Genomic DNA, 14,708 nt, shown 5'->3' with positions numbered 1-14,708 from the left:
GTCATGCCCAACAGTACTGCATCTTCTCGCATTGTTCCCGATGTGGATCAAAGCTTGACCGCACAACACTTGCGTCATCGCAGGGGGCCCAAACTGTGGCCATTGTGGTTATTGATGATGCTTATTATCATTTCGCTGGGCGCCGCAGCAGGGGGCCTTTGGTATGAAAGAGAACGCTTATTAGAAGAGGTGCATCGCGTTAGTGGAGAAGTGTCTAATCTTCATGCAAGACTCGACTCAGGTGACACGGATACACAAGATGCGATAGCCTTTTTACAAGCACAGATGAGAACACTGTTCCAAGAGCAAGAGCAATTAGCCGTTGCGGTGACAAGCACACGTGAAGAGCTGTACGGGCTCTTGACGTCAAACGAAGAGCTCATTAATGGTGATGCCCTGAGCAGCATTGCTGACCGTATTAGTCTGCTGGAAGAACAAGCAGCGTTGCGTGACCAGCAGCTTGCCGCAATACGCACATCACTTGATTCACTTGAGCAAGCGGGCATGTCTGGGCGGCAAAATTTAGCAGAAGAAGTAACTTACCTCGAAGAAATGCTGTCACAACGCTTGTCTGCTACTGCAAGCCGGTTAGATGAGGTTGCTCAACTGGAAAATGAGAGCAGCGAATTGGCAACAAAGGTTACAGCATGGCAAGAAGAGATCGATCAGCGTTTTACTGAGGTAAACTCTGCTCTCGAAACGCTAAGAAGTACTGATATCCCAGCTACTCAAGAAGCTTTAGAAGCGCTTGAGCAGCAGTGGGTACAACGGTTAAACACCTTAGAAAGTGATATCCGTCAGGTGCGGCAAGCCCAACTGGCATTCAGTGCCCAGATGGAGATGCTCCGCTAGAAATACACCGTTAAAGATTGCCGGTATCATAGGGCAATTAGTAATAAAGCCACCGAGTCGCTGATTTGGTTAGGGATGAATTGCATGGAAAGAAAACGGCGATGGCCTACCGTTAAAAAAGCGACTTGTGGGGTGGTTTTACCACTTCTTGTAACGTGGTCAGCACCTTTGTGGGCACTCAACGCTTCCATCAATGGTGTTAGCAGTGAAGTTGAGGCCAATATTAATGCTTATCTACAAAATATTAATGAAGAGCAATACACCGATGTCAGGTTAGAAGGTGAGATACGGAAACGTGCGCAAGAAGCCATGCGCGTTTTCGGCTACTACGAACCAGACATTACGGTTGAGGTTGGTAGCTCACCCATCACACTCCGTATCGAGCCCGGTTCGCCGGTCAAAATCGATGTGCTTTCTGTCAATATCGCCGGTGAAGCGAGCGATGATCCTCCGTTTCAGGAAGCACTCGATGCATTTCCCTTGAAGGAAGGCGATACATTGCGGCATGCCCCATGGGATCGCCTGCGCAACCAGTTTTCAGGCTTAGCACTGGAACGTGGTTATTTCGACTCGGAGTTTACCGATCGCCGAATGGAAATAAGACCCTACCTTGAAAGCGCTCGTCTCTATATGGATTTCAACAGCGGCCCACGCTATCAATTTGGCAATACGACTATTGCAGGCAGCCATATTGAGCCTGAGCGGTTACTTCAAATGCAGACCTTTACGTCGGGAGAGCCTTATCTAGCGGAATCGGTAGCCCTTTATAATCAACGTTTGGCTGAAACAGGATGGTTCAGCTCTGTGACGGTTCGACCACGTTTAGCGACAGCACGCGAACTGACCTTATCGCCACCAACAGGTGGCTCACCGTGGTGGGATGAAGCAACAGCATCACAGCCCCAACGCCCCAGACTTTCCAGCGTAGCGTTTGCCAGCGCACTTAGCATAACTAAACGAGACGATACCAGCTTGCCTATTGACGTAAGTGTAGAGCCTGCTGATCGCCATCAATTTGAAGTCGGGGTTGGCTTCGCAACTGACGTAGGGCCGCGTATGCGATTTGGCTGGAAACAGCCATGGATCAATCGTTTTGGTCATAGTTTAAATCATGATCTGTATGTTTCAGCACCCGACCAGCGTTTCACCGGTACCTACAATATTCCATTAGAAGACCCTCTACGTGACAGCTATCGCCTTCAATATGGTGTGCGTAACCTGGATGACGGTGATACCCAATCATTAGAGGGCACCGTAGAAATTGCTCGTCGATGGGAATTTGAAAACCGTTGGGTGCAAACACTTTACTTCCGCACCACCTACGAAGACTTCACCCAAGGGGGAGTGTCTGATGAAGTATTACTGTTTTATCCAGGCATTCAGTGGTCTCGTACGAGAACGCGCCCCCAGCGGTTTCCGCTTTGGGGAGATAGACAACAATTATCGATTGAGTACTCAGACACCCTATGGGGCTCAGACGCCCAATTCGCACGTGTAACAGGCGATACTGAATGGATTCGCACCATCGGCGATGACAACCGCTTTTCTGCAAGGCTAAGTATCGGTGCTATCGAAACAGATAATTTCGATAAGCTGCCACCCTCGTTGCGATTCTTTGCAGGCGGCGACCGAAGCGTTCGGGGTTACTCCTATGAAAGCCTATCGCCGCGAAATGAAGAAGGGCTTTTACGTGGCGGCCAGCAAATGCTGACCTCGACCCTCGAGTATCAGCGTCGAGTTTCTGGAGACTGGTGGGGAGCCACTTTTGTCGATACTGGAGATGCCTTCGATGACTGGGGGCCAGAAGAATTAAAAACGGGCGCAGGGGTTGGTGTACGTTGGATTTCCCCTGTGGGTCCTATCCGACTTGATGTAGCACACCCATTTGACGATGAAGACGATTGGCGGCTGCATTTTTCCATCGGTCCAGAATTTTAGGAGAGCATTTTGGCTAAGGTTGTAACAGCGGCATCCATTAAGCGTCAACCGCTCTCAGTTAAACATCGTGCCGGGTTGTTTTTGTGGAGTTTTGTACGGTTAGCCATTGTGCTACCACTCTGGCTATTTGGTTTGGTCGCTCTTCTATTAGGCATTGCGCTCTCTCCTTGGGGAACAGGACAACTATTTTCTCAAGGCGAGCAACGGGGGTTCTTTACGTATGAACACCAAGAAGGTGCACTGCTCGACCAGTTTGCATTGCGCGGTTTTCAACTATCGCTCGGTGAGACACGCGTCAACGTCGACAGCCTAGAGCTCGCTTGGGCTGAAGACTGTGTGCTGTCAGGCAAGCTTTGCCTAGATCAATTTCATATAGAAGGTGCAGATATACGTTTGGGGGAAAGCGCTGAACCGGACCCTGAATCACCAGAATCAGAGGGGATGCCTAGCATCCAACTTCCTTTTCCTATTGAGCTACGCTCAGTTGAGTTCAATAACGTTCAGCTGCAGCTAGCTGATGGAACTCGCATCGGTTGGGAATCGTTTTCAACCGCGATCACTGCACAACAGCATCTTGTCAGTATCGCGCCTACTACGCTCATGCAGCCAACCGTGTACTTACCTCCCTCGGCAGGCACTCAACTGACCGAAGGTATTCAGACGCCGTTACATGCATCTGGCATTGATGGTGCTGTTATGGCTACCCAACCCCTCATAGAAGAACCTGATCAAGCAGTAGAGGCCTTAACAGCACGGGAGCGAATTGAGCTACCTGAAGTAATGCTTCCCATTGATATCGACTTAGCATCCCTCACCGTGACTGACGTCACTGTCAGCGGAGCCGTTGATTACCAAGTCGAACGATTAGCCGTGGTTGCGAGTGCCGAAGGCAACCAAATAGCTCTCCGGTCATTAGAGTTGCTCACGCCAGATGCCGAGGCAAACTTAACAGCCAACGCTACATTATCAGGCAGTTATCCGATAGATGCTCGATTAACGTCAACTTTGTTTTTACCCGAGATATTTCCCGAGCTAAGTGGGGAAGAGCTTGTTTTGGAGCTGTCGGGATCCCTAGATGAGCTTACAGCCAGTTTAGGGGCATCCGGTGTCGTTAATGCAACACTGGAGGCTCAAGTCGATGCACTAGCACCGACGCTACCCTTTGATATACGACTACAGAGTAACCGAGTACAGTGGCCACTCACACAGCCCAGTAGTGATGAGTCAACGGCAGAACCTTATGTTGTTGAAGATATAGACATCGTTGCTAGCGGCAATTTGGAAGCGTACCAGACAACGCTTTCCTTAAACGCTCAAGGCCCGCAAGTGCCAGCCACCAACATTCGCCTCAGTGGCGACGGAGATCTTTCATCGTTCCGCTGGGCGCCACTAACCCTAACGATAGATGACAGTTCGCTTAGCAGTGAAGGGGAAGTTAACTGGGCTTCGTCACTTCGAGTTGATACCACCATCAGGCTGGATCAATTCGATCCTTCTCACTTTGTCGAACAGCTCAACGGCAATCTCAATGGCGATATTACCGCTAGTGTGAGCCAAACGGGCGACCTCTGGGAAGTCAGTCTGCCAGTCCTCGATATTAATGGGGAGCTCCAGGAGTATCCTCTGACGCTACAAGCCTCCCTAGAGGCTAACAGTGCGCTTGAAGTTGATATCCAAGAACTACTTTTCACTCAGGGAGACAACCGATTAACGGCCTCTGGCCAGGTTAGTGAACAAGCAATGTCGCTAGATACTGAGATTGCATTACGTCAATTACAGACGCTGCATCCAGACTTAGCGGGTACATTAACAGGCAATATTCTTGCCAGAGGTAGCATTAGCCAACCGAGAGTAGAGGCCGAAGTAACTGGTCGCGATTTGCGTTTTGCCGAGAACCGTATTGAAACGTTATCACTGACCAGTAATATCGAGGGTATCGACGATCCATCGCTAGACATTAACCTTGGATTGCAGCAAGTCAATGCAGGTGGGCAGGCATTTTCAAGTATTACCCTTGAGCTTAACGGCCGCCTATCTCAACATGCGCTCGCTGTTAGTATCGATGGCCAGGCCGATAACATGCTAAGCCGTGCGCTTTTAACGCTAAATGGTCGTTTTGATCAGCAAGCGCAGCAGTATCAGGGCCAACTAACCCCACTGGAAGTTGACTCCGAGTTTGGCAACCTACGTTTAGAAGCCCCTCTTGATATTCGTTACAACCTTGCTAACGGCCAAGCACAACTCTCACCTTTCTGTTTGCGGCGCGAAGAAGGAGGGCTTGTTTGTTCAGAAGAACCGGTTACTGCATCAGCTGATCAAGGGCGCACAGTGCTAAGCATCAGAGAAGTGCCGATGGAAGCACTGGAGCCTTTATTGCCTAAAGAGTGGAGCTTTGAAGGCGACACGACGGCAGACCTTGTTGCAGCTTGGCGCCAAGGGGGAGCTCAGTGGCAAGCCGACGTTCAGGTATTAAGTGAGTTAGCGATTACTGCAGTCAATGATTACGGCCAGCCCGTACAGCTTCCTGTGATTAGTTTAAACACGCAGTTAGAAGCCAGCCAAGCTCAAGCTGATGCCGATATTGTACTGTCGCTTGAAGATGCTGGTGAGCTGACACTCGATCTCACCATTAGTGATCCACTTGGTCGTGGTGGTCTTAGTGGAGAGCTAAGGGCCCAAGAGCTTTCTTTAACGCCTTACCGCCCATTAGTGGTGGGTATGGATCGTTTAGAGGGCGACTTAAATGGTAGTATACAAATTACTGGAACAACCAGTCAGCCAGATTTACAGGGGCAGCTTGCACTTCGCAATCTAAGCGCTAATGGCCCAGATATTCCTCTTGATATTAAAAATGGCGAGCTAGTCGTTGCGTTTGACGGCGAGCAAGGGGACATAAATGGTTTTATTGCGGCTGAACGTGGCCGCTTAAATATTACCGGGGATGCGTTTTGGCCCGCAGGTGACGACTGGCGTATTGGTGTCGATGTAAACGCTACCCAGGAGCCACTATTAATCGTTTTACCACAGTTTGGGCGTTTAGAAGCAGCCCCTGATATCCGCATTCGCGTAACGCCGGATCGCTTGCAAGTGCGTGGCAATGTCGATCTACCTTGGGCGCGCTTAGAGATTGGCGATCTTCCTGCCTCGGCTGTTAGCCCAAGCTCTGACGAAGTCATTATCACCGAGCGTGACGACCGAAAAGCGGAACGGCTGGCTCAGCAACGAGCTGCCAATAACGATTCAAGCGCGGCTGACGAGCTCTCACAATCAGGCATGGCCCTTGATGTGCTCATCACACTAACCTTGGGTCGTGATATGCAAATATCAGCATATGGGCTTAATTCTGGCTTGGGTGGCACATTAGAAATTCGTCAAAACCGTGGTGCACTACAGCTGTTTGGTGATGTCAATTTAGTCGATGGCCGCTTTCAAGCCTTTGGTCAAGATCTCCTGATTCGCCGTGGACAGCTAATATTCAGTGGTCCTCCAGGGCTTCCAATCCTCGATTTCGAAGCCATTCGAAATCCAGACATCACAGAAGATGAGGTTATTGCCGGCCTTCGCGTCAGAGGCAATGCCGAAGAACCTAACGTACTTATTTTTTCAGAACCAGGAATGAGTGAAACCCGTGCACTGTCATATTTATTGAGAGGGCGGGCGCCAGATGCTGCTGGTGGTGGAATTGGCAGCGAGCTAACTACCGCCTTGATTGGAATGTCTCTTGGACGGACAGGCCAAGCCGTTGGTTCAATTGGAGAAGCCTTTGGTATTAGCGATTTAACCTTGGATACCACTGGGGCAGGTGACAACAGTCAAGTAGCGCTGACTGGGCAGCTAACCGATGACATCCGTATTAGCTACGGTGTTGGCATTTTCTCGCCCATTGCAGAACTGACGTTACGCTACACACTTTGGCGTAATCTATACGTGCAGGCAGTATCGGGTGCCAATCAAGCCGTCGACTTAATTTATACCTTCACCCGGCCCGGTGACCCTACGATTTATCCACGGCAATAAGAGGGCGTTATGGCGCTATTTTCTAAAGCAAATTCAACACCAATTGGCCGCGTGACGCCGATTGAAACGAGTAGCGTACATACCGTTACTGGCCACTCACTTCACCCTCCTTTTCCAGAAGGGTATGAAGAAATTGTGTTAGGTATGGGGTGCTTTTGGGGCGTTGAGCGCCTGTTTTGGCAAGTACCGGGGGTTTACGTCACTGCCGCAGGTTATGCTGGGGGAGAAACACAAAACCCAACTTATCAAGAAACGTGTACGGGACAAACAGGCCATACCGAAGTGGTTAGAGTGGTATACGACCCCAGTGCCACATCCTTAGATACGCTGTTGCAAATTTTTTGGGAACAGCACGACCCTACACAAGGAAACCGTCAAGGCAACGATGTAGGTAGCCAGTACCGTTCTGCTATTTTCACAACAACGGATGCGCAGTTGATTGCGGCAGAAAAGAGTGCCGATACCTACCAAAAGGCTCTCGATAAGGCTGGCCGTGGTGCTATTACTACCGAGATCAAGCCGCTGAATACCTTTTATTACGCAGAGGCTTATCATCAGCAATACCTGAACAAGAACCCCGGTGGTTACTGTGGGCTCAAAGGTACCGGTGTGACTTGTCCCATCGGTTAGTCGTGGTGAGGGCCAAATCATTCATCATAAGGTCAGTAAAATGCCACACACTTTAAAACGTTCATGGCTCATGCCTTCGGTTTGGGCTCTGACTATCTCTAGTGTAATTGCTACACCGGTCATGGCTGAGGAAGTCACTGAAGACACCGTTCCAGCGATGCCTCAAACGGTTGAAGAAAGCCCGTTTGCCAGTGAACGAGAAGCAGTCATATGGCGTCAGGATGAATTGAAAGAGCTAGAAAGTCTTCTGCGTCAGCTGCGTTTTGACTTGGTGAATAACCAGGATGCCCGCGGAGCCGCTCCACGGTTAGCAACGCTTCAGGAACAAGCTACTCAAGCTCATTTTTTGCCCGCGTTTATTGTCGGCACCCATGGACGCGGGTCTGACGCTCGCCCAGAAATATGGGAGGAATGGGAAGACTTCGCAGCGGGATTTACAGATCTTGAACAAAAGGTGGCAGTGCTGATTGATGCTGCCGAGCAAGAGGATTATCGCGCGGCTACGCGAGCATTTTCTGATGTTGGCTTAAGCTGTAAAAGCTGTCATCGCGCCTACCGCTATAACTAACTGGGATCGATGTCATTAGAGCGATAGGCACAGATAGTGTCAGTCGCTTTGTTGAAGGCGGTCGATACGATAAAGGGTCTCAACCTGCTCCAGGCCGGTTATGGTGCAATTTAGATCTTTTACACGGCCGTCGCTCAACCCATAGACCCAACCATGCACTGAAATATCCTGGCCTCTCTGCCAGGCACGTTGCAGAATTTTAGTTCGGCACAAGCTATTAACTTGAGCCTTTACGTTCAATTCACACATGCGGTCAATTTGCTCTTCCAATGGCAAGTGTTCAAGCGTATCACGGTGGCGGTTATACTGTTCGCGCACCGAATGCAGCCAGTAATCGACGACTCCGCATTCACCGCCGGTTACTGCCGCCTTAATGCCACCACAACCGTAGTGCCCCACAATCATGATATGACTGACCTTGAGTACATCCACCGCAAACTGCACAACTGATAGTGCGTTCATATCGGTATGGTGGAGAAGGTTAGCGACATTACGATGGACAAAGACTTCGCCTGGCGGAAGGGCAATAATCTGGTTAGCGGGCACACGACTGTCAGAACAACCAATCCAGAGGTAATCAGGGTTTTGCTGATTGGAAAGGCGTTTAAAGTAGTCAGGATCTTCCTCACACATACGCTCTGCCCAGGCGCGATTATTATCAAGCAGTGTTTCAATAGCGTTAGACATTGGATCTCCGTCACAGGTTAGGAGCTGTTAGGTTCAAGATAGAGCAAACTAGGATACAGAGAGAGGGGTTTTAACCTTCTCGGAATCTAAGGTCAATCTTTGTGCTTAGCGACCGTTGTCGGCAAGTGCATGACCGATAAGTACATGCAATGGTTCAGGATAGGAGTAGCACATGGCAGATAACGCGGAATATGAATACGATTTACTGGTAATTGGAGCAGGGTCAGGGGGGGTTCGCGCCGCACGAATGGCGGCGGCAACCGGTGCCAGAGTTGCTATAGCAGAAGATCGTTACTTGGGCGGTACCTGTGTCAATGTCGGTTGCGTGCCTAAAAAACTGTACTCCTATGCGGCCCACTTTCACGACAGCTTCGATGATGCCGCGGGCTTTGGGTGGCAGTTGCCTGGGCCTGCTGTCTTTGATTGGTCAGTGCTACGCGACAATAAAACCAGTGAAATAAAACGCCTAAATGGCATTTATCAGCGGATGTTGGAGGGCGCGGGGGTCGTATTGCTTCACGCTAGAGCAACCGTGACAGATGCACACACCGTTTCATTGACCTCTGAAGAGGGTGTTACCCAAGTAACAGCACAAAAGATACTGCTGGCTACAGGTGGCTGGCCATGGGTACCTGATTTTCCTGGCAGTGAATATACAGTCACTTCAAATCAAATATTTGACCTTGACGCTTTTCCAGAGCGGTTTCTCGTTTTGGGGGGCGGCTATATTGCAGTCGAGTTCGCGAGCATTTTTAACGGCCTCGGTAGTGAAACGCATTTGATTTATCGTGGAGAGCTGTTTCTAAAAGGGTTTGATGAAGAAGTTCGAGCTTTTACCCGCGATGAAATGAGCAAAAAAGGCGTCAATCTGCATTTCAATACCAATATTGAACGGATTGAACCCAATGGCTCTGCGTTTAACGTGTATTTAACTAACGGTGATGTTCAAGAGGTAGATGCCGTCTTAGCAGCGACAGGACGTAATGCCAATACGCAGGGGCTAGGGCTTGAAGCATTGGGCATTCATCTTGATAGCAAGGGAAAAATCCCAGTGAATGCGCGCTACGAAACGTCAGTCCCTTCGATTTTGGCGCTTGGCGATTTGACCCAGGGGCCTGAATTGACGCCCGTGGCATTGGCTGAGGCGATGCAGCTAGTCGATATCCACTTCAATGAAACACTGCCTAAACCGCTGGACTACACCACGATTCCTACGGCTGTTTTTTGTCATCCCAATATTGGGACGGTAGGGCTATCTGAAGAGGCTGCCAGAGAAAACATTGGCAAGATTCGCGTTTATAGCGCGGACTTTAAAGCAATGAAACACACATTGTCAGGTAGCCAAGAACGCACCTTAATGAAGCTAATCGTTGATGATGCGACAGATGTTGTCGTAGGGGCTCACATGGTAGGTGAAGAGGCCGGTGAATTAATACAAGGGATCGCTATTGCGGTCAGAGCTGGGCTTACAAAAGAAGATTTTGATCGTACCATCGGTATCCACCCCACAGGTGCGGAAGAGTTTGTGACAATGAGAACAGCTACTCGCAATTGATTACATAAAATTCACATTTTTAAGGCGAGCATCAGCTCGCCTTTTTTGTCTCGCAGCTATGTGAGGTTGATCTAAACTCTTCCAATACAGCGGTTCTTTCAGCTGTTTTTTTGCAGGTAGAGACGCTTTTGATAACCAAAATTTATGGAAAAGGACAGGATGAATAATATGATTTTTGAATTGCTCATAATCAGCTGTTATAATGGCGCTCAAATTCGCTACAGCGAAGCATAACCATGAGCACGCCAATAACACCTTTTACCCCTTCTGCAGATCTTGCCCGCCCGACAGTCGCTGATGCTGTGGTTGGGCATGCGTCTACTCCGTTATTTATTCGCAAGCCGAATGCAGATGATGGTTGGGGCGTCTACGAGTTGATAAAAGCTTGTCCGCCGCTTGATGTTAATTCTGCTTATGCTTATCTACTGTTGGCAACTCAGTTTCGTGACACTTGTGCGGTTGCAACAAATGAAGAGGGCGAGATAGTAGGGTTTGTATCTGGTTATGTGAAAGACAACGCGCCGGACACCTACTTTCTATGGCAGGTTGCCGTCGGTGAAAAAGCACGTGGCACAGGCTTGGCACGCCGCTTAGTCGAAGCCATTATGTCGCGTCCAGAACTTGATAATGTGCATCATCTGGAAACGACGATCACTCCAGACAATCAGGCCTCTTGGGGCTTATTTCGCCGCCTAGCGGCACGTTGGCAAGCCCCTTTAAATAGCCGTGAATATTTCTCTACCGAACAACTCGGTGGAGAGCATGATCCTGAAAACCTAGTTCGCATAGGTCCATTTCAAACAGACAGTATGTAACGGAACGGACCAGCTATCGCCCAGTACGCGGCTCTCCATAGCTGGTTACGTTTTTAAATTTGTTACCACTGCTTCCGCCAGTTTGCCCTACGCTTGGCTCAATGATTTAAAAAGGAGGTCGTTAATGCAGACCCAGACGCTTGAACGCATGGAATCTAACGTACGTACTTATTCGCGCTCATTCCCCGTTGTGTTTACGAAAGCCCAGAATGCTCGTTTAACAGACGAGAATGGTCGTGAGTACATTGATTTCCTGGCCGGTGCCGGGACTCTCAATTACGGTCACAATAACCCACATCTCAAACAAGCGATGATCGACTACCTGTCAACAGATGGCGTTGTTCATGGCCTGGATATGTGGACCGCTGCAAAGCGTGATTACCTAGAAACCCTTGAAGAGGTTATTTTCAAGCCTCGCGGCTTAGACTACAAGGTACATTTGCCTGGTCCGACAGGAACTAACGCAGTAGAAGCGGCCATCCGTTTGGCCCGTGTTGCTAAAGGTCGCCATAACATTGTGACCTTCACCAACGGCTTCCACGGCGTCACTATGGGGGCATTGGCAACCACGGGTAACCGCAAATTCCGCGAGGCGACCGGTGGCATTCCTACACAAGGCGCAAGCTTTTTACCCTTCGATGGTTATATGGGAGAGCATGCGGATACGCTGGATTACTTCGAGAAATTACTTAACGACAAATCTGGCGGCCTCGATATTCCGGCGGGTGTTATTGTCGAAACTGTGCAAGGCGAGGGCGGTATTAACGTGGCAGGCCTTGAATGGCTCAAGCGTTTAGAGAGCATCTGTCACGCCCATGATATTCTGTTGATCATCGACGACATCCAAGCTGGCTGTGGCCGCACGGGTAAGTTCTTTAGCTTTGAACACGCGGGCATCACGCCTGATATCGTGACTAACTCAAAATCACTCTCTGGATTCGGGCTGCCCTTTGCCCATGTGTTGATGCGCCCAGAGCTTGATAAATGGAAGCCTGGACAGTACAACGGTACGTTCCGCGGCTTCAGTCTGGCAATGGTAACCGCTACGGCTGCGCTTAAAAAATATTGGTCAAATGATGTTTTTGAGCGTGATGTTCAGCGCAAAGCGCGTATTGTTGAAGAACGTTTCCAAAAGCTGGCGGCCTTACTCAGTGAGAACGGTATGCCTGCCACTGAACGTGGACGTGGCCTCATGCGTGGTATTGATGTTGTCTCTGGTGATATTGCCGATAAGATCACCAGTAAAGCATTTGAGCACGGCCTTATTATTGAGACCAGCGGCCAAGACGGCGAAGTAGTGAAGTGCCTATGCCCGCTGACCATCAGTGATGAGGACTTGCTGGAAGCGCTGGATATTCTAGAAGCCTCAGTCAATGCTGTTATCCAAGCGTGATGTAGAGTTAGGCTAATTTTGCAGCATCGATTCAGCACTGGGCTGCTTCGGTTAATACCAAGTGCCTCATAACGGAGCAATTCTATGATCGTTCGTAATCTTGAAGAAGCACGTAAAACAGATCGTCTTGTCACTGCCGAAAATGGCAACTGGGACAGCACGCGTCTTGTTCTAGCCAATGATAATGCGGGTTTTTCATTTCATATTACCCGTATTTTCCCAGGTACTGAGACGCATATTCATTACAAAAACCACTATGAAGCTGTGTTTTGCTATGAAGGCGAAGGCGAAGTAGAAACCCTAGCCGATGGTAAAATCTGGCCGATCAAAGCAGGCGATATTTATCTGCTGGATCAGCACGACGAACATCTGTTACGCGGTAAAGAAAAAGGCATGACCGTCGCATGCGTCTTCACGCCAGCAATTACTGGTAATGAAGTACACCAGGAAGACGGCTCATACGCTGCACCTGCTAGTGAGTGATAAGGTCAACGTTAGCTTTCTAATTGGCTAATGACAAAACAAAACAGCCTGCTTTATTAAGCAGGCTGTTTTTAATGGAAGATTGGCATAGGTGATATGGAATTAGTTGCTAAGAAATTAGGTGTTAAGAAATCAGGCTCACGAATCGACTTGCTCGAAAACCAAGGTGATTTCTCCTAAGGTAAAGCCAAATTTCTTCATCGCGGTGCGGTTTATCAAACGCCCATCGGGCTGCAGATACATCCAATCATCCATTAAGAAACGGATAGTGCGGCCGCTAACCTCGATATCAAGCGGGTAGCGCATATGGAAGGCGTGACCATACTGACGCGCATCTACTTGGCCTTCAACATCATTCGCAGTGCCAACCCAGTGATGATCGTCTACTCGCTCAAACTCCCACACCCGTCGATCCGTCTCACCATCAGCAAACAAAAAAGCTTCATCAAGAGTCAGCTTGTTGCCGTCATAAGTTCCCGTGATATCGACTGTGAAACGGCGCTGTACTTCACCAGAGTAGTCTTGCACCATACCCCAAGCTTGGGTGTTGCCAGTGAAGTACTCAGCGATATCTAAGCGAGGAGTTGTGCTGGCATAATCTTCAACCTCGACATTGGCACAGCCAGCAAGCACAAATAGGGTAGTGGCAATTATGAGTTTGCGTATCATTAGAATATTCCTACACGAAGGATGTTAATCGTATAGCTATTGTAGGAGAAATTGGTGCGTTACAGTAGCATTAACAGGTGTTTCTACATAATCTATAGGTTCGTATAATATATATTATGTTAAATCAGATAGATAAAGGTTCCAAAACCAGCTGATCAAGTTGGACAATCCAGTGTCCTTCTCCTTATCATTCATGCTCTTCTTGTTTAAGGATATCTCACGTTATGCGCTCAGGTGTATTGTGTCTAATGGCTGGTTTGTCGCTTTCGGTTGCAGGCTGTGCTGTGACACCGCCAGAAACGAATGAGCCACCGCCATTAAGCGAAGCGTCTTTTAACACCCGCATCCTTGAACTTGAAACCTCTCTTGCCCAGCAGTGTGCATCCGCGTCTGCACTACTACACGAGCAGCAGCTTAACCAGCAGCAAGCGTTGACAGCTGATGTTCGCGAAGTCGGCAGTCTGTTGCGCTATTTGCGTCAAGATGTGGCTGGTATACAAGCTCGCGGTGAAGATCCCGTTATTGTTCGTGAAGAGTGCGATGTTGAGGCCACTCAAGACAACAAAACGCTGCTAGGCCGCAGTGAATGGATTGGTTTACCCAGCGTTGGCACTTATTTGAAGGCGCGCGTTGATTCAGGAGCCAACACGTCATCACTATCAGCATCTGAAATTACCCGCTTTGAACGTGATGGCGAAAATTGGGTGCGCTTTAAGTTGGCACTAAATGACGATGACGTGGTCGTAGATCGCGTGCGTGATGAATGGATCGAAGCGCCAATTGTACGTAGGGTGCGTATTGTTCAGGCATCTGGTGAAGAGTCTCGCCCAGTGATCTCACTGTTAATGACCCTGGGCCCAATCCGCGAAAACGTTGAGTTCACCCTTAATAATCGCACCCATCTGGACTACCCAGTGCTGTTAGGACGGCGATTCATGATGGATATTGCCACCATTGATGTTGCTCAAACCTATCTTTACGAACGCCCAGAATTCCCGGGTGGTGAACCCGCCGATCAAGCCGCTGAAGATGAAGCAGCAGATCAAGACGATACTGAAGAGTAACAGCTCTCCCCCGCCGTTTTTCGCTGAAAGGAATCAT

Annotated in this window: 12 protein-coding genes; 10 read left to right on the top strand and 2 right to left on the bottom strand. The window is 49.2% G+C overall.

The window, feature by feature from the left end:
• Positions 1-3: 3 nt before the first annotated feature.
• The 5 genes from ACN06F_RS08855 (at position 4) to ACN06F_RS08835 (ending at position 8,005) form a co-directional block, all read left to right on the top strand.
• The gene (locus ACN06F_RS08855) at positions 4-852 is read left to right on the top strand and encodes a hypothetical protein (protein WP_038484293.1); all 849 of its coding nucleotides are present in this window, start codon (positions 4-6) and stop codon (positions 850-852) included.
• Positions 853-936: 84 nt separating this feature from the next.
• Positions 937-2,790, top strand: coding sequence for an autotransporter assembly complex protein TamA (gene tamA, locus ACN06F_RS08850; protein ID WP_198349713.1), 1,854 nt, complete (start codon positions 937-939; stop codon positions 2,788-2,790).
• A gap of 9 nt (positions 2,791-2,799) precedes the next feature.
• Positions 2,800-6,807, top strand: a complete 4,008-nt coding sequence (tamB, locus tag ACN06F_RS08845; protein ID WP_433925024.1) for an autotransporter assembly complex protein TamB — start codon at positions 2,800-2,802, stop codon at positions 6,805-6,807.
• A gap of 9 nt (positions 6,808-6,816) precedes the next feature.
• Positions 6,817-7,437: a peptide-methionine (S)-S-oxide reductase MsrA gene (gene msrA / locus ACN06F_RS08840; RefSeq protein WP_038484287.1), complete on the top strand. Its 621-nt coding sequence runs from the start codon at positions 6,817-6,819 to the stop codon at positions 7,435-7,437.
• A 70-nt stretch (positions 7,438-7,507) separates the two neighbouring features.
• Complete coding sequence (locus tag ACN06F_RS08835) at positions 7,508-8,005, top strand: c-type cytochrome (RefSeq protein WP_231656939.1); 498 nt, start codon at positions 7,508-7,510, stop codon at positions 8,003-8,005.
• A gap of 39 nt (positions 8,006-8,044) precedes the next feature.
• Here ACN06F_RS08835 and can read toward each other — a convergent pair whose 3' ends face one another.
• Positions 8,045-8,692: a carbonate dehydratase gene (gene can, locus ACN06F_RS08830; RefSeq protein ID WP_038484281.1), complete on the bottom strand. Its 648-nt coding sequence runs from the start codon at positions 8,690-8,692 to the stop codon at positions 8,045-8,047.
• A gap of 172 nt (positions 8,693-8,864) precedes the next feature.
• On the opposite strand from can, the gene gorA reads away from it, so the two are divergent.
• From gorA to ACN06F_RS08810, 4 genes are all read left to right on the top strand, one after another.
• A complete protein-coding gene (gene gorA, locus ACN06F_RS08825) occupies positions 8,865-10,247 on the top strand; it encodes a glutathione-disulfide reductase (protein WP_198349717.1) in 1,383 nt (460 codons plus the stop codon).
• 236 nt (positions 10,248-10,483) lie between these two features.
• The gene (gene ectA, locus ACN06F_RS08820) at positions 10,484-11,062 is read left to right on the top strand and encodes a diaminobutyrate acetyltransferase (RefSeq protein WP_030072977.1); all 579 of its coding nucleotides are present in this window, start codon (positions 10,484-10,486) and stop codon (positions 11,060-11,062) included.
• A gap of 124 nt (positions 11,063-11,186) precedes the next feature.
• The gene (ectB, locus tag ACN06F_RS08815; RefSeq protein ID WP_038484274.1) at positions 11,187-12,455 is read left to right on the top strand and encodes a diaminobutyrate--2-oxoglutarate transaminase; all 1,269 of its coding nucleotides are present in this window, start codon (positions 11,187-11,189) and stop codon (positions 12,453-12,455) included.
• An 84-nt stretch (positions 12,456-12,539) separates the two neighbouring features.
• Positions 12,540-12,938, top strand: a complete 399-nt coding sequence (locus tag ACN06F_RS08810; RefSeq protein WP_038484271.1) for an ectoine synthase — start codon at positions 12,540-12,542, stop codon at positions 12,936-12,938.
• A 138-nt stretch (positions 12,939-13,076) separates the two neighbouring features.
• Here the strand turns inward: ACN06F_RS08810 and ACN06F_RS08805 are convergent, their stop codons facing one another.
• On the bottom strand, positions 13,077-13,607 hold the full coding sequence (locus ACN06F_RS08805) for a DUF3833 domain-containing protein (protein ID WP_038484268.1): 531 nt from the start codon (positions 13,605-13,607) through the stop codon (positions 13,077-13,079).
• Between the two features lie 224 nt (positions 13,608-13,831).
• Between ACN06F_RS08805 and ACN06F_RS08800 the strand changes: the two genes are divergently transcribed.
• The gene (locus tag ACN06F_RS08800; protein ID WP_038484265.1) at positions 13,832-14,671 is read left to right on the top strand and encodes an ATP-dependent zinc protease family protein; all 840 of its coding nucleotides are present in this window, start codon (positions 13,832-13,834) and stop codon (positions 14,669-14,671) included.
• Positions 14,672-14,708: the final 37 nt, after the last annotated feature.

Origin of the sequence: Vreelandella sp. 21 (assembly GCF_050995515.1) — a bacterium.
GTDB classification, from domain to species: Bacteria; Pseudomonadota; Gammaproteobacteria; order Pseudomonadales; family Halomonadaceae; genus Vreelandella; species Vreelandella alkaliphila.
This window is presented reverse-complemented; position numbering and strand designations above follow the sequence as displayed.